Genomic DNA, 20,542 nt, shown 5'->3' on the forward strand with positions numbered 1-20,542 from the left:
GCCCTGTGGCCTACTGGGCATTCAGGTCTCGCTTATTCTTTACGATGGATCCGCGGTCGCTAAGCTACACGGCACAACCACGGCTAATGCTGTGGAATGCGATGGTGGCACAATCGATGACTGCACGGAGGGAGACGCCTGCGAACGGGGAGAGACACGTGGCCATTACTGAAGATGACGTCAGGCAGGCAAAGGCCCGCATGGCCTGTGCACGCGGTCACGCCCACGTTGTTTCCGCGCGATACGACAGTCGCACCCATCGCGTCATCATTCATCTGAACTCAGGGCTTGAGCTCGCGATTCCGCCGCACCTCGTGGAAGGTCTCACCGACGCCACTCCAGAAGCCTTGGCCGACATAGAGGTTTCTCCCACCGGGCTTGGCCTTCATTGGCCCCAACTCGATGCTGACCTCTACGTCCCCGCCCTCCTGCAAGGCCAATTTGGCTCCCCCTCCTGAGCTAAAGGATGGCGCCAAAGGGGGCGCCCGCGGACGGTTCGGTGAAACGGTCATTAACAAACATCCGGGACCCGACAATTAAGCAGTCACTGGCATACTCGCAGACCTTATTCAACATTTAGTACCTGTCGGTGCTCGGTAGAAAAGGCATCGATTGACCGAAATTCAGCCTTAGGACGCAAGCCAATCGACACGACGAGTCAGCAAGCAAGATGGCGTCACCAAGAAATCAATGGACTAGTTTCTTGAACGCTTGTTGTCGAAGCTGTCAATATCCCGGATATTTTTTCCATACCCAATCATTGTCGAGGCCGCCAAAATCATCCAAGTCCCATTCATTGCTATCCACTAAATCCTCAGCCATTTCAGTTATCACGTCCCGTAATTCTAGCGGTTCCAACCAACTCTCCGGGATGGCCGAGACCCCCATCATGGCGCCCAATAGATTGCCAGCAATGGCGCCAGTAGAATCAGAGTCACCATCATGATTAACTGCAAGGCAGACTCCATGGCGGAGATCTTTGGCAACCAAGGCGCAATAGACAGCAATAGAAAGTGCCTCTTCTGCTACCCACCCTTGTCCCAGCTTACTAATAGCCTCGAAGTGATTACTCGAAATATCGGCCAACGCTTCAGCTTTTTCCAGAGCATCAAGCGTCTCTTCGTGCCCTTCATATGCCACAAGTGCCTCCTTCACTTTGCCAAGTGAATCTCTGAGACCTTTACCATTGATAAGATGCAAGATTAATTCCGACAGCACTCCAGCAGTCAAATAGCCGCTGGGATGACCATGAGTAATACTCGCGGCTTGCATACCTAGATGGAAAGCATCGCTGCCAGTCGTAGAAGGCCAAATGAAAAGTCCACATGGCGCCACTCGCATGAGTCCACCACAGCCTTTACTGTTGTTCTTAGCTGAAGCGCCATATCTTTCCATCGATCGCAATGCCGAGATACAAGTACGACCCGGCGCACGTTGATTTTGTAATTCTGCATGTCCGGCTAACCAACCACTAGTGAGCCAGTCTTCTCCTGTTTCCATTCGCGACCGATACCCTTGTGTATAAAGCCAGCGCTCATAAGCACTGGAGATTACACTGGCTATGTGACATATCCCACGTCTGGCGCCCCGTACATGACCGCGCAGCAGCCCCTCGGCAGTGAACAATACCATTTGGGTATCATCAGTAATTCGACCTATACCACCATAACAAGGCACGTACTCAGTTATACCAGACTCACCAAACTTAGAGACAATCTCAACATGAGTCATAAACTCTACCGGAGCGCCAAGTGCGTCACCGACAGCGCCCCCTAGTAGGCAACCAACGAACTTTTGTCTTATTTCATGAGTTTTATTTTTCATATCCACAATCACACCAAAAAAATCAAAAACACTAAAACAGAATGGTTGATTTTAGAATCAAAAATCACCTATTCACAAAAATCGAACTTTTTCCCTCGTACCTATACGATCAAACACAATACAATCCTCCGTCGATCTTGCAATATTTAATTTAAATGTACCAACAAACCGAAGAAGGTTTCTTCCCAAGGAGTCTTTAGCTTTGGCAAAAACAATTGTTTTTCTTTCCGGATTTCTCTCAGCGTCTATCAACTGAGTCTCAATAGATTTTTTCCCGTCAAGATTTTCAGCACACTCGTAAATACGCTCACCATCTTTTGTTATTTTATTGTGCCACATACCATGTCTAAAAAGTCTGGGAAACCATACAACATCGGTACTACCATCAGGTATCCCCCAAGCGCCACGCTGCAGTGCTTTACCTTTAAAACCAAAACATCTCAAGGCTTCTGCCTGCGTTCGAAAAACAGGATTATCGACAACGTCCAAGTATCCTTGATTGATCCATCTCCGTGAAGAATAAGCGAAATCCCAGTCCCAAGGAACAAACGTGCCGTTGTCAACACCAATCTCTTTAATTTTGTTCAGTTTATCGATGAAATTATCAGTTTCTTCCGCAACAATAGAAATGTCTTTAAACATCCCTTCATCGCCATACGTTTTTATCCTATGAATTTCGTGTCCTGTAGCTAAAACAATATCATCACTTCTCTCAACATCTTCAGAAATTTGGTTTTTGTGATGCTTTTCATCAATCTCCAGATGCAGATTGAACTGAGGAAAATAAATATCAGTCAAGGCGCGATAGCCCTCTGGCCGATATACAAGCTGCTGACATACGAATTCAACGTCATCATCAATTTTATGAATTATTCGAGAAACAATGTACAGCTCCCATCTTTTGTGGGATATTTTCTGCAGACTCCTAAGAATGTAGTCAGCTTTAGAAAGTTCTTTTGCCATCAAATCCACCAAACCTTTTAATCATCATAACAATTATTCTAGATATAAAAATATCACATACATCAGAGGGTAACAGCACTTATTTTACTATACGTTAAATTTCCGTTTACCTATATAAACGCACTTCAACCGTCGCCTTGTCTAAGCCACAATCCATAAGTTCGTGCAAGAGTACCAACTATTACCGACAGCCCCACCAACCTCGTCATCCACCTTCCAATTCCCTACTCCCAATCCAACCAACCCCATCTCGCTCACCAAGCCAACTTTGCCCCCGCCCTCCTGTGCTGGCGCAGCCATGCACCTCCTGATACTGTATATCCAAACAGTATCTGCGATTCAGGAGGCCCCCATGCGCGACGACTATTCCCTTGTTTGGCGAACCCTTTCGTGTAGCGCCTATGGCAACGACGGGAGCCTGTGCCATGAGTCTTGAGGTGGAGGTGCTGGGGCGGGTCGATCCGCACCCGCCCAGGACCGCCTTGCCGCTGGCGGCGACCGAGGTTCGCGCGGGCTTTCCGTCACCGGCCGATGACTACCTGGAGGGACAGCTCGATCTGGTGGCGCATCTGGTGCCCCACCCCAGCGCCACCTTCTACCTGCGCGCCAAGGGCGAGTCGATGAAGGGCCTCGGCATCTTCGACGGGGATCTGCTGATCGTGGATCGCTCGCTGGAGCCGTGCAGCGGTTCGGTGCTGATCGCCAGCGTCGACGGTGAGCTGACCTGCAAGCAGCTTGGCTATATCGGCAATCGACCCTACCTGCTGGCGGCCAATGAGGCCTTCGCGCCGATTCCGCTCAACGGTCGCGACTGCGACCTATGGGGCGTGGTCACCCACAATATCCACGCCCTGGCAGCGGGAGTCGCGCGGTGATCGCGCTGGTCGACTGCAACAACTTCTACGTCAGCTGTGAGCGGGTCTTCGACCCCTCGCTTCGCGGCAAGCCTGTGGGGGTGCTGTCCAACAACGACGGCTGCGTCATCGCCCGCAGCCAGGAGATCAAGGACCTCGGCGTTGCCATGGGCATGCCTGCCTTCAAGATCGAGGGCGCGCTGCGCAGGCAGTGCATCCTGCTGTCGAGCAACTATGCTCTCTACGGCGACATGTCGCGTCGGGTGGTCGATACGCTGCGGGAGTTTGCTCCCGCCGTCGAGGTATACAGCATCGACGAGTGCTTTCTCGACCTCGCGGGCATGGCACCCGCCGGGCTGGACGCCCACTGCCGGCGCTTGCGACACACGGTGATGCGCCACACCGGCATTCCCGTCGGCGTCGGCGTGGCGACCAGCCGCACCCTGGCAAAGATCGCCAACCACCAGGCCAAGAAGGATCCCCGCGCAGACGGCGTCCACGTGCTCGAGGCCGATTCGGCGGCAACCCGGGCGCTGCTGCAACGCCTGCCGGTCACCGAGGTCTGGGGCGTCGCCGGGCGCACCGCCGCCCGGCTTGGGCAGCTCGGCATCGAGTCCGCCTGGCAGCTACGTGAAGCCGACCCCAAGCATATCCGCCGCCATTTCAGCGTGGTGCTGGAACGCACGGTACGCGAACTTCGCGGCGAATCCTGCATCCGCCTCGACGACGTCGGCGCCCCGCGCGAACGGATCATGACCAGCCGCTCCTTTGGTCGGCCCACCGATGATCTCGCGCAGTTGCGTCAGGCAGTGCGCGCCCATGCCGGCCGCGGTGCTGAAAAGCTGCGTGGTCAGGGCAGCGTGGCGCGGGCGCTGCTGGTGTTCTTGAAAACCAACAAGCATCGTCAGGATCTGCCCCAGCACCACCCTTCGCTGGTGGTTCCGCTGGCGCGTCCCAGCGACGACAGCCTCGAGATCGTGGCAACCGCGACCCGGGCGCTTGCGCGTATCTATCGCCCAGGACACCAGTATATGAAGGCCGGCGTGATGCTACTCGACATCGCCGACAAGGCAAGCCTGCAGCAGGATCTGTTTGCCGTCGACGACGGCAAAAAAGAACGCAATCAGCGCCTGATGGACACCCTGGACGCGATCAACCAGAAGCACGGTCGCGGCGCCTTGAGCCTTGGCAAGACCAGCGTGGACGCGGCCTGGCAGCTCAAGTGCGAACATCGCACCTCGCGCTACACCACTCGCTGGGATGAGCTGCCAATTGCCAGGCTGTAGCAGTCGGTATGACACACACCTTGACGGGCGGCCACCCTCTTTTCCCCCAAGATACCAACACGACGAACGGAAAATCTGTGCGCCAGGCCATCACACAGGCTATCGCCGGAAGCAGTCAGAAATTCTCAAACCTTTACGCGCGTTTGACGACAGTCACCTGCATCATTGCGGCGCAATCTTGCCTAAGCTTTATCTCAACAACGATTCTTTAAAGCACAGTTTCTGCTAGATGCTCTCACTCCGGCAACTTCAACGATGGCAATTGAATGACGTGCACGCTGATCCCGGCGACGCCGTCGAGGCCATGGCGCGAGCCAGCTGACCTGGGCTCCTTGCCCAGGGTGGTGTAAGGACTCACCGGCGAGCACCTACGTAAACCACGACTAGCCTGAATGCCTGGATCTGCCGGCATCGCGGCACAAGAAAAGCAAAAACTGACCAAGGTACGCTATGAAAAATCCAGTCTTGATGGGCCTCGTCCTGCTTTCGGTTTCCCTGCCTGCCATGGCCAAGGACGTGACGGGTGGTGTCTACGTCGCCACCAACAACGCCGACGAGAACTCGCTGATCGCCTGGCGCCAGTTTGACGATGGCACCCTGGAAAAGGTCGGCGAGTACACCACCGGCGGCACGGGCAACGGCATGGATGGCGGCCTCGACCCGCTCGGTTCGGCCTACGGCGTGTGGCGTTCGGCAGACAACCGCAACGTGCTGGTGGCCAACGTCGGCGACGGCACCCTGTCGTCGCTTCACGTCGAAGATGACCTGACGCTGACGCTCAACAATGTGGTGGATGCCGGCGGTGCCAAACCCAAGGCCATCGACGGCCATGGCGACATCGTCTACGTCGCCAGCACCGATGGTGCCAACGATGAGCCGGGGGTGATCAAGGGCTTTACCATCGATGGCGATGGCAACCTGACCGAGATCCCCGACTCCGTTCGGCCGCTGGATGATTCTCCGGTCAGCATGGAGTTCACCGAGGACGGCAAGTACCTGACGCTTGTCGGCTTTCTTACCGGCATGGTGCATGTCTATGCGGTGGGCGACGAAGGCCTCCTATCGCAGGAGCCGATCTCGAGCCTCGAGTCGCCGCACCTGAGCGAGGAGCGCTTCTTCGCCCTGCCCATCGGCACCAAGCTGGTCACTCGCCCGGACGGCCACAGCACCCTGCTGGTGACCGAAACCCGCTATATCACCCAGGGCTACCAGTTCCACCCGTCCTCCGAGGAATCGAAGGCCAAGTATCCCTTCCTGCAGGAATACGAGGGCCAGACCGGCTCCATGTCGTCCTACGACATTGACGAGAACGGCAAGCTGACCCTGGTGTCGGCGGATGTGATGACTGGCGACGACATCTGGGGTGGCGAGCAGGCCGCCTGCTGGGTCACCACCTCGGAGGACGGCAAGTACGCCTGGACCACCAACTCCCATACCTCGAGCCTGTCGACCTTCAGCGTCGATCCCGAGGACGGCAGCATCGCTCTGCTGGAAGAAGCCGCCTACCGCGCCGAGGATTACAACGAGTATTTCGCCGACATGGACCTGAGCGCCGACGGCAACTACGTCAACATCATCAGCGGCAACACCGGCAAGACCTGGGTGTTCGAGATCCAGCACGACGACGGCAGCCTGAGCGTGGTCGATGCCTATCCGGGCAGTGCCGAAGTCCACTCCTACGGACTGGTGACCATCCCGCTGCCCCAGGGCGGCTAGGCGACTTTTCGGAGCAGGCCTAGGGGTCGGCGACCAGAGCCACGACGCTGGGCCACAAAGCTATGCCACAAAGCTTCACCAGAGAGCTGACCAAAATCGCCAGATCAGGCGGGTAGGTAAAGTAGCTAAAAAGGGGGCCGTGCTGACACGGCCCCCTTATTTGTTGCAAGCAGCATAAGAAAACTCAGCTCGTGTGCGGTGCTTCCCGGCTCGAGACCGCAGGCCATAGATCCAGCAACCGATGCAGTACCGCCATCACCGCCAGGGTGGCCAGCAGTGCCACGCACATCGAGCTGAACCGATAGACGGCGTCGACGACCAGATCCTGATCGGGTCTCAGGTACTGGCCAAACAGGATACCCAGGGTCGTCAGCCCGCCGAAGCCGATGCCGGAGCCGGCGTTCTCGATGACGTGCTCCCGTGCGAACAGCAAAAGACCGATGGCGTAGGCCAGCAGCACCAGCAGCAGATGGTCGCTCTTGGTGAACAGCACCAGTTGCAGCACCAGTGCCAGGTTGCAGCCCAACAGAGTGCCGATGGCACGACGCCAGGCCGACATCCGGGCGCCATGGTAGCCGAGGGCAAACAGGATCAGGATGGTCGCCATCTGCGCGGACAGGGAGTCGCGCAGATCGAGCAATTGAAACACCAGAAAGGACAGGGTCGCGGTCAGCGCCCCGATCAACGCCTGATGGCGCTTCAGCGCCGCCGTCTTGGCCTGACGTGGTGGCGGCTGTCGCGGCGTGACATCGGGAAACAGCCAGTGCATCAGGGCGGCGATGGCCACCGCCAGAAAACTCGCAACGGTGTTGCTGGCCAGCAGATCGAACAGGTCGAGGTCGGGGTAGCTGGCGAAATGCAGCATGATGCTCAGGGTTAGCACGCCGTTGGCGCCGAACACGAACAACGGCCCCCTGGCCATCAGCGTGAAGCGTCCCAGAAACATCAGGAACACCAGTCCCGTCATCACCACCGGCAGATGCTGGGTCAGCCCCACCACCAGGCTGATCTCGACCACATTGAGGCAGGCGTTACCCAGGAACTGGCGCACCACATGGGCGTTGAACACCGGAATGATCCCCAGCAGAAACATCGGAAAGACGGTGAAGAAGACACCATAGTTCCAGTGCATCAGCTGACTGATCAGAAAGCCGAGCCAGGCCCCCACCGCGATACGCAGACACTGGCGCAAGCCGTTGTCGCTGAGCTTCGAGGCCTTCGGTTGCTGCTGCCCTGACGACGCCCGTGGCCGCTTAATAGACGACGCCCGTGGCCGCTTGGTAAACAAGGCCAGTGGCAGCCTGGTAGACGACGCCCGTGGCTGCTTAATAAACGACGCCAGTGGCCGCTTAATAGACGACGCCCGTGGCTGCTTGGTAAACGACGCCGGTAGCCGGTTAATAAACATAGTGCAGCCAGGACATCAGCCGAATCTGCAGCGCCCCCAGCGGATGGGCCAGCGGGTGCTCCCCAGGAAACAGCTGCACCGTGGCGCGGGAGCCGGTGGGCAGACTCAGCGGTGCGTCCCCGGCCAGCGAAAGGTGCAGGCGAAGGCGCTGGGCGTCGCGCAGCCAGCGGTCGGTGGTGGGGATGTCGGCCAGGTTACCGTCGGCGCTGATCTGTCCGTCGTAGACCCCTGCGTCACGCTTCTCGACCCGGGCGGCAAAGACCTGGCCTGGCATGGCGTCGAAGACCACACGGGCCTCGTCGCCGGCGGCGACCTTGCGCAGGCTCTTCTCGCGGAAGTCCGCGATCAGTTCGACCTCATCGGTGATCAGCGCCAGCGCTGGCTGTCCCTGGGTGGCGTAGTCACCCACCTCGAGTTGCAGGTTGCTCAATGTGCCGGAATGCTGGGCCCGCACCAGAGTGTGGTCAAGATCGAGCTCGGCCTGCTCCAGGGCGTTGCGGGCCTGACGCAAACGCAAGTTGGCCTCCCCTTCGGCGCCCAGTTCAGCCTCCAGGCGCGCCACTTCGGCCTCGGCGGACTTGACCTCGGCCTGGGCCTGACGGTCGGTGGCCACCAGGCCATCGAGGCGCTGGCGCGAGATGCTGTTCTGGCTGATCAAGCGCTCGCCTCGCCGGCGCTCCTGGGCGCTCTCCTGGGCCCTGGCGCGGGCCGCTTCGAGGGCGGCGCGGGCAGAGGCGATGCTGGCGCTCAAAGTCGCGTTCTGCTGACGCGCTGCCTCCAGTTCCAGTCGCGCCTGCTCAAGCACCAGCTCGAAGGGCGCGGGGTCGATACGAAACAGCGGATCACCCGCCTCGACATGGTCGTTATTGCTGACGTGGACCCGCTCGACGGGGCCGCTGACTTCCGGGGCGATACGCACCACCGGGCGCATGACCCGCGCCTCCGGGGTCATCGGCATGTAGGTATCTGCCACCACAAAATAGGCAAACATCAGGACGAACATGCCCAAGGCCAGGCGAACGATCCACCTGAAGCGCTGGTCGGGGGTCATGGTATTCCTCTTGGTTACACGACGGGCTTTTTTAACGGGCCGACTCGACCGGCTGACGTGCGGGCTCACTCGACGGAGCCGCTCGGTATTTGACGAAGGCGTCCCCCGTCGACCGGCCGCGTAGACTAGCACTTTGTTAGCCTGTTAACAATATTGCGACCCTGTCATGCACATTTCCTGAACCTTTGCTGATTCGGGCAGTCGTACCCTTCGACGTGCTCGACCAGGCGTAGCGACTGCTTACCCAGGCAGTCGCCCGACACCCGACATGCTCGACCCACAAGGATGATGGAAATGCAGCGACGTGACTTCCTCAAGGCGGCCACCGCCCTCAGCGCCTACGCCCTGCCAATCTCCCCGCTGCTGGCCGCGCTGGACCAGCGGCTCATGACCACCGGAGAAAAGGTCTCCTTCGACTACGCCTGGCTGAAAGGCTTCGCCCGCCATCTGTCGGGGCAACCTCACCAGGATCACGAAGGCGAACTGCCCGACCAGCTCAAGTCCCTTTCCTGGGACGACTACCAGGCCATCGGCTACCGCGCCGACCACGCCCTGTGGAGCAACAGCGACGCGCCCTATACGGCCCAGCTGTTTCACCTGGGTCGTGGCTTCACCACCCCGGTCAGGATCTACCAGGTCAGCCAGGGACAGGCGCAGGAATTGGCCTACGACCCGGCGCTATTCAACTTTTCCAACGGCGATGGGGATAGCGTGGTCGATACCGATACGCTGTCCGAACGCCTCGGCTTCGCCGGCTTCCGCCTGCACCATCATCAGGACCCCAAGCGCGATATCGCCTCCTTCCTGGGCGCCAGCTACTTCCGTGCGGTCAGTCAGAGCATGCAGTACGGCATGTCGGCCAGGGGCCTGGCCATCGACACCGCCGGCAGCGAACCCGAGGAATTCCCCGACTTCACCCGCTTCTGGCTGGAACAGCCCGAGGGTGAAGACAAGCTCATCGTCTACGCCCTGCTCGAGTCGGAGAGCACCACCGGGGCCTACCGCTTCGATATTCGTCGCGACGTCGAAGGCGTGGTCATGGACGTGGCCGCCACCCTCTATCCGCGCAAGACGATCGAGCGTCTGGGCATCGCGCCACTGACCAGCATGTACCTGGTCGGCGAGAACGATCGTGACGTCAACTATGACTGGCGCCCGGAGATCCATGACTCGGATGGGCTGTCGATCCACACCGAAAGCGGCGAATGGTTGTGGCGCCCGCTGGTGAACCCGCCCCAGCTTCGCTACAACGCCTATTCCGCCACCAATGTTCAGGGCTTCGGCCTGGCCCAGCGCGACCACGACTTCGACCACTACCAGGACGATGGCGTCTACTACGATCGCCGACCCAGCGTGTGGGTCGAACCTACCGAGGGCTGGGGCGAAGGCAGCGTGGACCTGGTCGAGCTGCCTGCCAAGGACGAGACCTTCGACAATATCGTGGCCTACTGGCAACCCAAGACTCCGGTGGAGGCCGGCCAGGAGCTGCGCTACGCCTATCGTCTGAGCTGGTACGACCTGCCGCCACAGCAACCCAGCCTGTCGCGCTGTGTGGCGACCCGTACCGGACTGGGTGGCGTCGTCGGCCAACGTCGCGAGTACTTCAGCTGGCGCTTCGCCGTGGACTTCCGCGGCGGTCCCTTTCCCTTCGATGACGCAAGCGAGGTCGAGGTGGAGCCGGTCATCGAGACCAGCGCCGGGCGTATCGAGATCACCTCGGCCCGACCACTGGACGCCATTCAGGGCTACCGGGCCATGTTCGATGTGGTGCCACCGGACGAGGGCACCGAGCCGATCAATCTGCGCCTGTATCTGCGCGATAGCGAAGGCAAGCCGCTGTCGGAGACCTGGATCTACCAGTGGACGCCGCCTCCCGGCGATGAGCGCGAGCTACATAACCCCGATCACTTGTAGTCGCCCCACCCACCGATGATGCGGGGCGCCCTCCTTCCTTGATGACAAGTTGCCAGGGCCAGGCCACAATGTAGCTACACAGTGGCTACCAATGAGAAGGAGACATTCATGGGTACCGATACCGTGGTCCGAGCTCGCATCGACAGCGAGACCAAAGAGCGCGCCACCGCCGCCCTCGATGCCATGGGCCTGACCGTGTCAGACGCCATCCGCCTGCTGATGCTGCGGATCGCCGACGAAAAGCGCCTGCCGTTTGCGGTGCAGGTACCAAACGCCACCACGACCAAGGCGCTGGAAGAGCTGGAAGCCGGAAAGGGCAAGCGCTTCGATAGCGCGGATGCGCTGTTCGACGATCTAGGCATCTAATGCTGACCCCAGTTCGCTCAAGCCAGTTCAAGCGAGACGTAAAGCGGGTCCAGAAGCGCGGCAAGGACATGGACAAGCTACGCCGACTGCTGGGCCTGCTGCTTGAGCAAGCGCCCTTGCCGGATACCTACCAGGATCATGCATTGCAGGGAAACTGGAAGGGTTACCGAGATGCCCATATCGAGCCCGATTGGCTGTTGCTGTATCGCGTCGCGGATGACCAACTGCAATTGGCCCGGACAGGTAGCCACGCAGATCTCTTCCGCGAGTAGGCTAGGGCTTGTCTGAAAAGTGCCTGCGCTCGGTAATACGGCGTTAAAAATCGGCTGGTGCGCCAGCCCGGTCAAAATGCTCATTTACACCCCGTAAACTGCGCTGTCTCACCGATTTTTGCCTTGTCTAACCTTCGCTCGTCGACTTTTCGGACAGCGCCTAGCCTGAAACCCTTCCCCGCATGGCGGTTCCCGACACCACGACACAGGGTAATTCCCCTGCTCTCATCCTTTGCTCTTCCCCCTCAACCCAGCCGAATTGACCGCGTGGCGCCGCTTCCGGCATGATCGTGGCTGCTAGATCACTCCAACCTCTCAACAAAAACAAGGCGCTAGGCGGCTACCATCGTAAAGTGACGGCCCGCCGAGAAGACGCCATTTCGCTGAACACCACCAAGGAACCCCCATGACACGCCACATCGCGCCCCGCCCCCTTGCCCTGACCACCCTGGCCGCCGGCATCGCTCTGTCCACTGCGCTTGCCACGTCCGCCGCCCAGGCCAACGACTTCGCCGACATGGACCCGGTCAAGCTGCGCCTGGCCCACGTGGTCAACGAGCAGGACGGCTTCCATATCGCCGCCACCAAGTTCGAGGAGCTGGTCGAAGCCCGTACCGAAGGCAAGGTCGACGTCGAGATCTTCCCCAACGCCACCCTGGGTGATGAACGCACCCTGCTCGAAGGCATGCAGATCGGCACCGTCGACATGGGCGTGATCACCAACGGCCCGGTGGCCAACTTCGTCGAGCCCATGGCGGTATTCGAACTGCCGTTCCTGTTCGCCTCGCCCGAGGAGGCCTACTCGGTACTCGACGGCCCCATCGGCCAGGAACTGCTCGACAGGCTGGCCGACGTCAACCTCAAGGGCCTGGCCTACGCCGAGCGCGGTTTCCGCAACCTGACCAACTCCGAGCGCCCGGTGGCAAGCCCCGAGGACATCGACGGCCTGCGCATCCGGGTCATGGAAAACCCGGTCTACGTCGACACCTTCCGCGAACTCGGCGCCAATGCCGTGCCGATGGCCTGGACCGAGGCGCTGACCGCCATGCAGCAGGGCACCATCGATGGCCAGGAAAACCCGATCAACGTGATCCACTCGTTCAAGCTCAACGAGACCCAGGACTACATGACGCTGTCGCGCCACACCTACGCCCCGGCGATCTTCGTCATGGGTATGCCGTCCTGGCAGAAGCTGCCCGAGGCCGCCCAGGAGGTCGTCGAGGCCGCCGCCCAGGAAGCCGCCGAGTACGAGCGTGAGCAGAACGCCGCCATGGCCGAACAGCAGCTTGCCGAACTCAAGGAAGCCGGCATGCAGATCGAGGAGTCTCCCGACATCGCCGCCTTCCAGGACGCCGTCGCTCCGGTCTACGAGACCTACGGCGAGCAGTTCGGCGACTACCTGCCGCGCATCCAGGAAGCGCTGAAGGCCGGGGAGTCCAAGTAAGTGCTGTCCCTGCTCGAACGCCTTGAGCGGGGACTCGACGCCGTGACACGCCCGGTGGTGTTCGCCGCCATGGCGGCGTTGATCGGCGTCATCTCCCTGCAGATCATCTCCCGGGTAGCCTTCACCGCGGTGGGCTGGACCGAAGAGGTCGCACGCTTTCTGCTGGTCTGGATCACCTTCCTGGCCGCCACCCTGGCCTACCGCGCCGGTCGTCATATCGCCGTGACCTTCGTGGTCGACGCCCTGCCCGGCCTTGGCGGCCGAATCGCCAGGATCATCGCCCACCTGGTGGTGCTGGCCTTTCTGCTGGCGCTGATCATCATCGGCTGGAACTACATGCAGTTGCAGAGTTTCCAGAAGTCGGCGTCACTGCGCCTGTCGATGACCTGGGTCTACGCAGTGATGCCCCTGGCGGGCGCCTTGATGGCCTTCACCACCCTGGTGGCGATCGTGCGAGAACTGACCGGCCAGACGCCGGCGAGCCCGCAGGAGGTGGCGTGATGCTGTTGCTGTTCATCTCCTTCGTGGTGCTGATGCTGATCGGCGTGCCCATCGCCTTCACCATCGGCGCCAGCACCCTGGCGACGCTGGTGGTACAGGGCACACCGCTCGCCGTGGTGCCCCAGCAGATGTTCCAGGGCATCAACACCTTCGCCCTGGTCGCGGTGCCGATGTTTATCCTCACCGGCGACCTCATGGCCCAGGGCGCGGTCAGCCGCAAGCTGGTCGATTTCGCCGACAGCCTGTTCGGCTTTCTCAAGGGCGGGCTTTCGCTGGTGTCGGTACTGGCCGGGATGTTCTTTGCCGCCATCTCCGGCTCCGGTGCGGCCACCACCGCTGCGGTGGGCTCGAGCCTGGTGCCGGAACTCAAGCGCAAGGGCTATGACCCGGCCTCCGCCGCCAGCCTGATCGCCGCCAGCGGCACCATCGGCGTGGTGATCCCACCCTCGGTGCCGATGATCATCTACGCGGTCATCGCCCAGGAGTCGGTGTCGGACCTGTTTCTGGCGGGCTTTCTGCCGGGGCTGGCCATGGGTCTTGGCCTCGGTGCCATCGCCCTGGTCCAGGCCCACCGTCGCCAGTACCCCCACGGCAGCCCGCTGTCGCTGGCGACCATCTGGCGGACCCTGCGTGCAGCAAGCTGGGGGCTGATGACGCCGGTCATCATCCTCGGCGGGATCTTCTCGGGGGTGTTCACTCCCAGCGAGGCGGCGGTGGTGGCGGTGGTCTACGCCCTGCTGGTATCGCTGTTCGTCTATCGCGACCTGACCTATCGGGACGTCTACGCCGTGATGATCCGCTCGGCGATCACCACCTCGGTGATCATGCTGGTGATCGCCACCTCGGCGGTGCTGAGCTGGACATTGTCCAGCGCCCAGGTGCCGGCCCAGATCGCCCAGTCGGTGCTGTCGCTGTCCACCGATCCCTACGTCATCCTGCTGCTGGTGGTGGCGGTGATCCTGCTGACCGGAGTGTTCATCGAGACCGCCAGCGCCCTGATCATCCTGACCCCGGTATTGCTGCCGCTGGTGACCCAGCTCGGCATCGACCCGGTGCACTTTGGTCTGATCATCGTGGTGGGGCTGGCGATCGGCATGATCACCCCGCCAGTGGCGATCAATCTGTACGTGGCCTCTTCGGTGACCCAACTGCCGCTCGAGCGTATCACCCGTGCCATCCTGCCCTACCTGCTGGGGCTGATCGGCGTGCTGTTGCTGGTGGTCTACGTGCCCCTGTGGCTCTCGTCCTGACACCGGTGGCTATCGTCCTGACGCCGGAGGCGAAAGAGCCTATTTAGCGCCAACAAGCGAGCCGCGGATGCTGTCATCAGGATCCGCGGTTTTTTCTTTGCTGCCACAGCGCCATACTGGCGATGGACCGCTTCATCGGCAACTCCTTCGCAGCTTCACCGTACCCTGACATCCGGAGCCTTCATGACCCTTCGCCTGCCTGTCGTTGCCCGCCCCGGCCTTCGCGCCTTCCTGCACCAAGCAAGGATCGGCCTGCCGAGCCGCACTATCATCACCGCCATGATCGCCGCCCTGCTGCTGGCAAGCCTCGCCGGCTGCACCACCTACACCTACGATGACGGACACAAGGAGACGGTCTGGGGCGTTCCCCCGGTGGATGAGCACAAGACCGAACAGGAGCGCCAGAACGAAGGCGTCAAGTATCGTGAACCGGGCGTTATCCCTGAAGAATGATCGTCCGATTTGCTCCCCCATTTTACAGGTGGTACAGGCCTCGCCAGGACCTGCTGACGCTCAGGTGCTGCCGCCCTTCACCAGGGTGAATCCCAGATCGCGGATCGGCCGTTCCGGGGTCTTGCCGGACAGACGCTCGAGCAGCAGTTCCGCCGCCTGGGTGCCCATCTCGCTGCGGGCCACCGCCAGGGTGGTCAGCTTCGGCGTCAGGTGCTCCGCCAGCGGCAACCCCAGATAGCCACCCACCGCCAGCTCCTCGGGAATCCTGATGCCCTGGCGGCTGGCCGCCAGCAGCACGCCGCTGGCGACGATATCGTTGGAGCAGTGGATGGCGTCCGGTCGCGGTGTCATCGCCATCACATCCTCCAGCGCCCGCACCCCGACCTCGTAGGACGCCGGCTCGTGGTACTCCAGCACCCCGCCACAGGCCGCACCCGCCTCCTCCAGCGCCCGCTGGTGGCCCTCCAGGCGTTGAGCCGCCCGGTAGTCATGGCCCAGGTGAGAGCCGACGAAGGCGATACGCCGATAGCCCTGCTCAAGCAGATGGGACGCCATAGCGTGACCCAGGGCGACGCCATCCACCCCCACGTTCATGTCGATGGGGTCGTCGCCCACTTCCATGATCTCTACCACCGGGCGTCCCCAGTCCCTGAGTCGCGAGATCACTCGGGGCCGGTGGCGCAGACCGGTCAGGATCACCCCGGACGGCGAGTAGCCGAGCACCGTATCGACCAGACTGGCCTCGCGGTCCAGATCCCAGTCGGTGGTGGCCAGCAGCATCTGATAGCCCGCCGCCTCCAGTCGCTTCTGGATGGCATCGATGACCTCGATAAAGGTCAGGATCGCCAGCGACGGCACGATCACCGGGATCACCCGGGTACCGGCCGCTGCAAGCCCCCCGGCGATCAGGTTCGGCACATAGCCAAGCGCCTCCACCGCCGCGTCGACGCGTTCTTTGACCTCGGCGGAGACTCGACCCGGCGTATTCAGCGCCCGTGACACCGTGATCGGCGCGACCCCCGCCTGCCGGGCCACGTCAGCCAGGGTCACTCGGCCCTTGCCCCGGTGGCGCTTGCGTGAGCGAATTTCCTGGCTGTCCATTGGCGTCCTTCCTCGAAGATTCCTTTGGCCACAGTGTAACCCAAGACCAAAGTATGGGTAGCGCTACCATCTTAATGGTAGCGCTACCCATACAATGTCGACTACCTTTCGACTACGCCTCGACGCAACAGCGTCGTCGGACGATACGCCCCGAGGAGACAACGACAATGAACGCACGCAGCCTCACCCCCCTTGCCCTGGTCACCGCCATCTCGCTCGGCGCCGCCGGCACCGCCGCCGCCGAAGACCTGGCCATCGCCATCCACACCGACCCGTCCCACGCCATGTTCAAGATCGGCGAGCGCCTCAAGGACACCATCGAGAGCGAGTCCGATGGCGAGCTGACGGTGACCCTGCTAGGCACCGAGGTCGGTGGCGAGCGCGACCACCTGGAAGGCGCCAGCTACGGCGAGTACGCCATCGCCCTCGGTGGCTCCATGCCGATGACCCTGTATGCCCCCGAGTTTGCCGCCGCCGACCTGCCCTTCGTCTACGACTCCAGTGACCAGGCGCGCAAGATCTACGAAGGCGAGATCGGCGAGGCGCTGAATCAGAGCCTGATCGCCAAGGGCAACATGCGCCTGGTGGGCCTGTCGGCGCGTAACCCCCGCAACCTGACCTCAAAGACCCCGGTCGAGACCCCGGAGGACGTCAGCGAGGTGCGCATGCGCGTGCCGGAAATCGCGCCCTGGGTCGCGGTATGGGGCGAGATCGGCGCACTGCCGAGCCCGATCGCCTGGCCGGAGGTCTACACCTCGCTGCAGACCGGCGTCATCGACATGCAGGAAAACCCGGTGGACAACATCTACGCCGGCAAGCTGTTCGAGGTGCAGGACTATGTCAGCCGCACCGAACACGTCTACTCGTTCTTCCACTGGCTGATGAACGAAGACGTCTATCAGGAACTGTCCGACGAACACCGTGACATCGTCCTGTTAGCCATCGACGACGCCACCACCTGGGGTGATCAACTGGTCAGCGATGGTCAGGCGGAGCTGTTTGAAAAACTAAAGGAAGAAGGCATGGAGGTGGTCGAGCCCGATGTCGCCGCCTTCCGTCAGGCCGCGCGCCCCGCGGTGGAAGAGATCGCCCAGGACTACGACCCGGCCGTTCGTGACTATGTGCTGTCACTGATCCAGTAAGTCCGAGGCGGCGCGAGCCTTTGAGGCCTTGGCGCCTCGAGGGTTGGCACAGCATCTGACCGTCCCACGGGGCCTCGCCGACCGAGGCCTCCCTCTCTTGAGTCAAGTCCCCGCCACCCGGCGGGGGCAACGGAGTGTCCGATGACCTCATCTCCTACCCTGTCCCGGGCACTGGGTGCTTTCTGGTGGTTGTTGACCACCGTGGTAGTCGGTGCCTTCGGCCTGATGCTGCTGGTCATGGCCATTCAGGTAATCGCACGCTATGCCCTCGGTGTCGCGGTGCCCTGGACCGACGAGGTTTCCCGCTACCTGTTTCTGGCGGAGATCTTTCTCGGTTCGGTGCTGGCGCTGCGCTACCAGGAACACATCCGCATCACCGTCGTCACCGACCTGCTGCCAGCGGGCGCCCAGCGCTGGGCGGCGGTCGCCGCTGACGCCATCAGCATCCTGGTGCTTCTGATGATCATGGGGGGCGCCTTCAACATGATGGAGCGCACCGCCGGCATCTTCGCCAGCACCTTCGACATGAGCTTTTCCTACCTGTACCTGATGCAGCTGGTCGCTGCCGGCCTGATGGCACTGCTGCTGGTCGAGGACCTCGTCGTTCGTCTGCGCGGCAAGCCTCCCAACTTGCCTGACGAACCCAAGGAGTAAGACACCATGGAAATCTTTGCCATCATGTTCGTCGGCCTGATCGTGCTGCTGATGCTGGGGGTGCCGGTCGCCTTTGCGATGATCGCCTCATCGGCGGCGGTGCTGGCCTATACCCGTGGCTTCGCCGAGATCCCGCTGGAGATGATCGCCCAGCGCACCCTGTACGGCGTCAACAGCTTCACCCTGCTGGCGATTCCCGCCTTTCTGCTGATCGGCCGGCTGATGAACTCCGCCGGCATCTCTGATCGGGTGTTCGACGTGGCGCGCTGCGCGGTGGGTCACCTCAAGGGCGGGCTCGGCCACGTCAACGTGCTGGCCAGCATGCTGTTTGCCGGCATGTCGGGCTCGGCGGTGGCCGATGCTGGCGGGCTTGGCGCGGTGGAGATCAAGGCCATGGAAGACGATGGCTTTCCCACCGACTTCAGCGCCGCGGTCACCGCCAGTTCCGCCACCATCGGGCCGATCATCCCGCCCAGCATTCCGGCGGTCATCTATGGCGCCCTGGCCAACGCCTCCATCGCCGCGATCTTTCTCGGCTCCATCCTGCCGGGCCTGTTCATGGGTGCCGGGCTGATGGTGATGGTGGCGGTGATCTCCCATCGTCGTGGCTACCCGACCCGGGCCCGCGCCACCATGGCCGAGTTCACCCGTGCACTGTCGCGGGGGCTGTTGCCGATGTTGACCCCGGTGATCATCCTGGTCGGCATCCTGTCGGGGCTATTCACCCCCACCGAGGCCTCGGTGGTGGCGTTGCTCTACTGCATGATCATCTCGTTCTGCGTCTATCGCTCGATCACCCTGCGCGAGTTCGTCCAGATCCTGCGTGACACCGCCATCGACACCTCGGTGCTGCTGTTGATCATCGCCGGCAGCGCGCTCTATAGCTGGATCCTGGCACGCTACCAGGTCACCGCCCTGGTCGCCGACTTCCTGCTCGCCACGGTCAGCGACCCGATGGTGCTGCTGCTGCTGCTGAGTCTGTTCATCCTGCTGATCGGGCTGTTCATCGACTCGGTACCGGCGCTGTTTCTACTGACGCCGTTGCTGGTGCCGGTGGTGGTGCAGTACGGCATCGATCCGGTGCACTTCGGCGTGCTGATGATCTTCAACCTGATGATCGGGCTGATCACGCCACCGGTGGGCACGGTGCTGTTCGCCATCCAGAAGATCACCGACCTGCCCTTCAACACCCTGGTGCGGGCCACCCTGCCGTTCTACATCCCGCTGGTGGCGGTGCTGATCGTGATCACGCTGTTTCCGTCCATCGTGATGTTCCTCCCCAACCTCTTGCTCAAATGACGCCGCGACCCGGCAAGGCTCCAGGGCCTTGCCGGGCGGGCTTATCTCAATAGGAGTCATGCCATGGCTGTACTGATCACCGGTGGCCTCGGCCACGTCGGTTCCTGGGTCGCCACCCTGCTCGCCCGCCAGGGCAAGAAGGTCATCATCTGCGATATGGCCGCCCCCCACGTCGACCGCATGGGGCTCGACTATCTCGAGGAAGTGCGCGACAACGTCCACTTCGAAGCGGTCGACGTGCTCGACACCCACACCCTGTTCGAGACCTTTCTGCGCTATCGCGACGAGCTGGAAGGGGTCATACACGGCGTCTCGGTGATCGCCGGGCCAAGCTTCCAGACCCGCCCGTTCAAGCACCTGTCGATCAACGCCATGGGCACCCTGAACGTCTACGAGACCTGCCGGCTGCTGGGCATCGACAAGGTGGTCAACATGAGCTCCGGCGCGGTCTACGGCGACGCCGCCGGCCCACAGGTCGAGACCATGCCCTACAAGGCCACCGACCTTTACGGCGCCACCAAGATTTCCGGCGAGCTCTACGGCGACCAGTACACGGCGACCTACGGCATGGATATCCGTCAGGCCCGACTGTTCTTCGTGTATGGCCCCGGCAAGCGCCCGTCCCACATGCACGCGGTCTACCAGGCGATGTTCGGGCCACTCGAAGGGCTACGCGATGTGCACCCGGACAACGGACGCGACCAGACCACCGACTGGACCCACGTCGAGGACACCGCGAGGGGCATCCTGGCGCTGTTCGATGCCGACAGCGTGCCACACCGCCACTACAACATTTCCTGCGGTGTGCCGATCGCCCATCAGGACATCGTCGACAGCGTCACCGAACTGCTCGGCCACGACAGCGGCATGCGTCTGGGGCCTGGCCCCTTCGTGGTGCGTGGCAGCCCCCTGGACATCACCCGCGCGCGCACGGATCTGGGCTTCGAGCCGCGATTTACTGATATCCGCGAGGGACTCGAGGACTACCATCGCTGGCTCAAGAAGAACGCTTGAGCCGACATGGCCGGCCTGTCCGTGGCAGGC

21 protein-coding genes are annotated in these 20,542 nt (G+C 61.5%); 15 read left to right on the forward strand and 6 right to left on the reverse strand.

Translation table 11 applies throughout. The features are described 5' to 3' along the window. Positions 1-158: 158 nt before the first annotated feature. A complete protein-coding gene (locus C6W88_RS19855) occupies positions 159-458 on the forward strand; it encodes a DUF2442 domain-containing protein (RefSeq protein WP_083970229.1) in 300 nt (99 codons plus the stop codon). Positions 459-726: 268 nt separating this feature from the next. On the opposite strand, the gene C6W88_RS19860 is transcribed toward C6W88_RS19855, so the two are convergent. Together C6W88_RS19860 and C6W88_RS21465 are read right to left on the reverse strand one after the other, a co-directional pair. Then, the gene (locus C6W88_RS19860; protein WP_108133734.1) at positions 727-1,824 is read right to left on the reverse strand and encodes an ADP-ribosylglycohydrolase family protein; all 1,098 of its coding nucleotides are present in this window, start codon (positions 1,822-1,824) and stop codon (positions 727-729) included. 72 nt (positions 1,825-1,896) lie between these two features. Then, positions 1,897-2,787: an AbaSI family restriction endonuclease gene (locus C6W88_RS21465; protein ID WP_146164687.1), complete on the reverse strand. Its 891-nt coding sequence runs from the start codon at positions 2,785-2,787 to the stop codon at positions 1,897-1,899. 425 nt (positions 2,788-3,212) lie between these two features. Here C6W88_RS21465 and C6W88_RS19870 point away from each other — a divergent pair, with 425 nt between their 5' ends. Continuing rightward, on the forward strand, positions 3,213-3,662 hold the full coding sequence (locus tag C6W88_RS19870; protein WP_231498719.1) for a LexA family protein: 450 nt from the start codon (positions 3,213-3,215) through the stop codon (positions 3,660-3,662). Next, positions 3,659-4,927 carry a Y-family DNA polymerase gene (locus C6W88_RS19875; protein WP_108133736.1) on the forward strand — a complete coding sequence of 423 codons (1,269 nt, stop codon included), beginning with the start codon at positions 3,659-3,661 and terminating at the stop codon, positions 4,925-4,927. Before C6W88_RS19870 ends, C6W88_RS19875 begins: the two co-directional genes overlap by 4 nt. 235 nt (positions 4,928-5,162) lie before the next feature. On the opposite strand, the gene C6W88_RS22015 is transcribed toward C6W88_RS19875, so the two are convergent. Then, a complete protein-coding gene (locus tag C6W88_RS22015; RefSeq protein ID WP_258183976.1) occupies positions 5,163-5,285 on the reverse strand; it encodes a hypothetical protein in 123 nt (40 codons plus the stop codon). 92 nt (positions 5,286-5,377) lie between these two features. On the opposite strand from C6W88_RS22015, the gene C6W88_RS19880 reads away from it, so the two are divergent. Then, positions 5,378-6,643, forward strand: a complete 1,266-nt coding sequence (locus tag C6W88_RS19880) for a lactonase family protein (protein ID WP_108133737.1) — start codon at positions 5,378-5,380, stop codon at positions 6,641-6,643. 184 nt (positions 6,644-6,827) lie between these two features. On the opposite strand, the gene C6W88_RS19885 is transcribed toward C6W88_RS19880, so the two are convergent. After that, on the reverse strand, positions 6,828-7,901 hold the full coding sequence (locus C6W88_RS19885; RefSeq protein ID WP_231498722.1) for a DUF2955 domain-containing protein: 1,074 nt from the start codon (positions 7,899-7,901) through the stop codon (positions 6,828-6,830). Between the two features lie 139 nt (positions 7,902-8,040). Then, positions 8,041-9,102 carry an HlyD family secretion protein gene (locus C6W88_RS19890; RefSeq protein WP_108133739.1) on the reverse strand — a complete coding sequence of 354 codons (1,062 nt, stop codon included), beginning with the start codon at positions 9,100-9,102 and terminating at the stop codon, positions 8,041-8,043. A gap of 294 nt (positions 9,103-9,396) precedes the next feature. Between C6W88_RS19890 and C6W88_RS19895 the strand changes: the two genes are divergently transcribed. The 7 genes from C6W88_RS19895 to C6W88_RS19925 all read left to right on the forward strand — a co-directional run bounded on the left by C6W88_RS19895 (position 9,397) and on the right by C6W88_RS19925 (position 15,302). Next, positions 9,397-11,016: an OpgD/OpgG family glucan biosynthesis protein gene (locus tag C6W88_RS19895; protein WP_108133740.1), complete on the forward strand. Its 1,620-nt coding sequence runs from the start codon at positions 9,397-9,399 to the stop codon at positions 11,014-11,016. 108 nt (positions 11,017-11,124) lie between these two features. Beyond that, complete coding sequence (locus C6W88_RS19900) at positions 11,125-11,382, forward strand: type II toxin-antitoxin system RelB/DinJ family antitoxin (protein ID WP_108133741.1); 258 nt, start codon at positions 11,125-11,127, stop codon at positions 11,380-11,382. Continuing rightward, positions 11,382-11,654, forward strand: coding sequence for a type II toxin-antitoxin system YafQ family toxin (locus tag C6W88_RS19905; protein WP_108133742.1), 273 nt, complete (start codon positions 11,382-11,384; stop codon positions 11,652-11,654). Before C6W88_RS19900 ends, C6W88_RS19905 begins: the two co-directional genes overlap by 1 nt. A gap of 406 nt (positions 11,655-12,060) precedes the next feature. Continuing rightward, positions 12,061-13,098, forward strand: a complete 1,038-nt coding sequence (locus C6W88_RS19910) for a TRAP transporter substrate-binding protein (protein WP_108133743.1) — start codon at positions 12,061-12,063, stop codon at positions 13,096-13,098. Further along, a complete protein-coding gene (locus tag C6W88_RS19915; protein WP_231498720.1) occupies positions 13,099-13,599 on the forward strand; it encodes a TRAP transporter small permease in 501 nt (166 codons plus the stop codon). After that, positions 13,599-14,849, forward strand: a complete 1,251-nt coding sequence (locus C6W88_RS19920) for a TRAP transporter large permease (protein WP_231498723.1) — start codon at positions 13,599-13,601, stop codon at positions 14,847-14,849. Before C6W88_RS19915 ends, C6W88_RS19920 begins: the two co-directional genes overlap by 1 nt. Before the next feature lie 183 nt (positions 14,850-15,032). Continuing rightward, positions 15,033-15,302 carry a hypothetical protein gene (locus C6W88_RS19925; protein WP_108133745.1) on the forward strand — a complete coding sequence of 90 codons (270 nt, stop codon included), beginning with the start codon at positions 15,033-15,035 and terminating at the stop codon, positions 15,300-15,302. Between the two features lie 60 nt (positions 15,303-15,362). Here the strand turns inward: C6W88_RS19925 and C6W88_RS19930 are convergent, their stop codons facing one another. Further along, positions 15,363-16,403, reverse strand: a complete 1,041-nt coding sequence (locus tag C6W88_RS19930; protein WP_108133746.1) for a LacI family DNA-binding transcriptional regulator — start codon at positions 16,401-16,403, stop codon at positions 15,363-15,365. A gap of 167 nt (positions 16,404-16,570) precedes the next feature. On the opposite strand from C6W88_RS19930, the gene C6W88_RS19935 reads away from it, so the two are divergent. The 4 genes from C6W88_RS19935 to C6W88_RS19950 all read left to right on the forward strand — a co-directional run bounded on the left by C6W88_RS19935 (position 16,571) and on the right by C6W88_RS19950 (position 20,512). After that, positions 16,571-17,545, forward strand: a complete 975-nt coding sequence (locus tag C6W88_RS19935) for a TRAP transporter substrate-binding protein (protein ID WP_108133747.1) — start codon at positions 16,571-16,573, stop codon at positions 17,543-17,545. 141 nt (positions 17,546-17,686) lie between these two features. After that, the gene (locus C6W88_RS19940) at positions 17,687-18,199 is read left to right on the forward strand and encodes a TRAP transporter small permease (RefSeq protein WP_108133748.1); all 513 of its coding nucleotides are present in this window, start codon (positions 17,687-17,689) and stop codon (positions 18,197-18,199) included. Between the two features lie 6 nt (positions 18,200-18,205). Then, positions 18,206-19,498 carry a TRAP transporter large permease gene (locus C6W88_RS19945; RefSeq protein ID WP_108133749.1) on the forward strand — a complete coding sequence of 431 codons (1,293 nt, stop codon included), beginning with the start codon at positions 18,206-18,208 and terminating at the stop codon, positions 19,496-19,498. A 63-nt stretch (positions 19,499-19,561) separates the two neighbouring features. After that, the gene (locus C6W88_RS19950; protein WP_108133750.1) at positions 19,562-20,512 is read left to right on the forward strand and encodes an NAD-dependent epimerase/dehydratase family protein; all 951 of its coding nucleotides are present in this window, start codon (positions 19,562-19,564) and stop codon (positions 20,510-20,512) included. Positions 20,513-20,542 lie beyond the last annotated feature (30 nt).

This window comes from Halomonas litopenaei, assembly GCF_003045775.1.
Taxonomy (GTDB): Bacteria; Pseudomonadota; Gammaproteobacteria; order Pseudomonadales; family Halomonadaceae; genus Halomonas; species Halomonas litopenaei.

What these genes read in the sequence shown, in the direction of transcription:
- C6W88_RS19890 (WP_108133739.1), bottom strand. Translation starts at nt 9,102, where the DNA reads ATGACCCCCGACCAGCGCTTCAGGTGGATCGTTCGCCTGGCCTTGGGC.
- C6W88_RS19945 (WP_108133749.1), top strand. Translation starts at nt 18,206, where the DNA reads ATGGAAATCTTTGCCATCATGTTCGTCGGCCTGATCGTGCTGCTGATG.
- C6W88_RS19870 (WP_231498719.1), top strand. Translation starts at nt 3,213, where the DNA reads ATGAGTCTTGAGGTGGAGGTGCTGGGGCGGGTCGATCCGCACCCGCCC.
- C6W88_RS19900 (WP_108133741.1), top strand. Translation starts at nt 11,125, where the DNA reads ATGGGTACCGATACCGTGGTCCGAGCTCGCATCGACAGCGAGACCAAA.
- C6W88_RS19925 (WP_108133745.1), top strand. Translation starts at nt 15,033, where the DNA reads ATGACCCTTCGCCTGCCTGTCGTTGCCCGCCCCGGCCTTCGCGCCTTC.
- C6W88_RS19895 (WP_108133740.1), top strand. Translation starts at nt 9,397, where the DNA reads ATGCAGCGACGTGACTTCCTCAAGGCGGCCACCGCCCTCAGCGCCTAC.
- C6W88_RS21465 (WP_146164687.1), bottom strand. Translation starts at nt 2,787, where the DNA reads ATGGCAAAAGAACTTTCTAAAGCTGACTACATTCTTAGGAGTCTGCAG.
- C6W88_RS19910 (WP_108133743.1), top strand. Translation starts at nt 12,061, where the DNA reads ATGACACGCCACATCGCGCCCCGCCCCCTTGCCCTGACCACCCTGGCC.
- C6W88_RS19930 (WP_108133746.1), bottom strand. Translation starts at nt 16,403, where the DNA reads ATGGACAGCCAGGAAATTCGCTCACGCAAGCGCCACCGGGGCAAGGGC.
- C6W88_RS19920 (WP_231498723.1), top strand. Translation starts at nt 13,599, where the DNA reads ATGCTGTTGCTGTTCATCTCCTTCGTGGTGCTGATGCTGATCGGCGTG.
- C6W88_RS19940 (WP_108133748.1), top strand. Translation starts at nt 17,687, where the DNA reads ATGACCTCATCTCCTACCCTGTCCCGGGCACTGGGTGCTTTCTGGTGG.
- C6W88_RS19905 (WP_108133742.1), top strand. Translation starts at nt 11,382, where the DNA reads ATGCTGACCCCAGTTCGCTCAAGCCAGTTCAAGCGAGACGTAAAGCGG.
- C6W88_RS19935 (WP_108133747.1), top strand. Translation starts at nt 16,571, where the DNA reads ATGAACGCACGCAGCCTCACCCCCCTTGCCCTGGTCACCGCCATCTCG.
- C6W88_RS19880 (WP_108133737.1), top strand. Translation starts at nt 5,378, where the DNA reads ATGAAAAATCCAGTCTTGATGGGCCTCGTCCTGCTTTCGGTTTCCCTG.
- C6W88_RS19860 (WP_108133734.1), bottom strand. Translation starts at nt 1,824, where the DNA reads ATGAAAAATAAAACTCATGAAATAAGACAAAAGTTCGTTGGTTGCCTA.
- C6W88_RS19950 (WP_108133750.1), top strand. Translation starts at nt 19,562, where the DNA reads ATGGCTGTACTGATCACCGGTGGCCTCGGCCACGTCGGTTCCTGGGTC.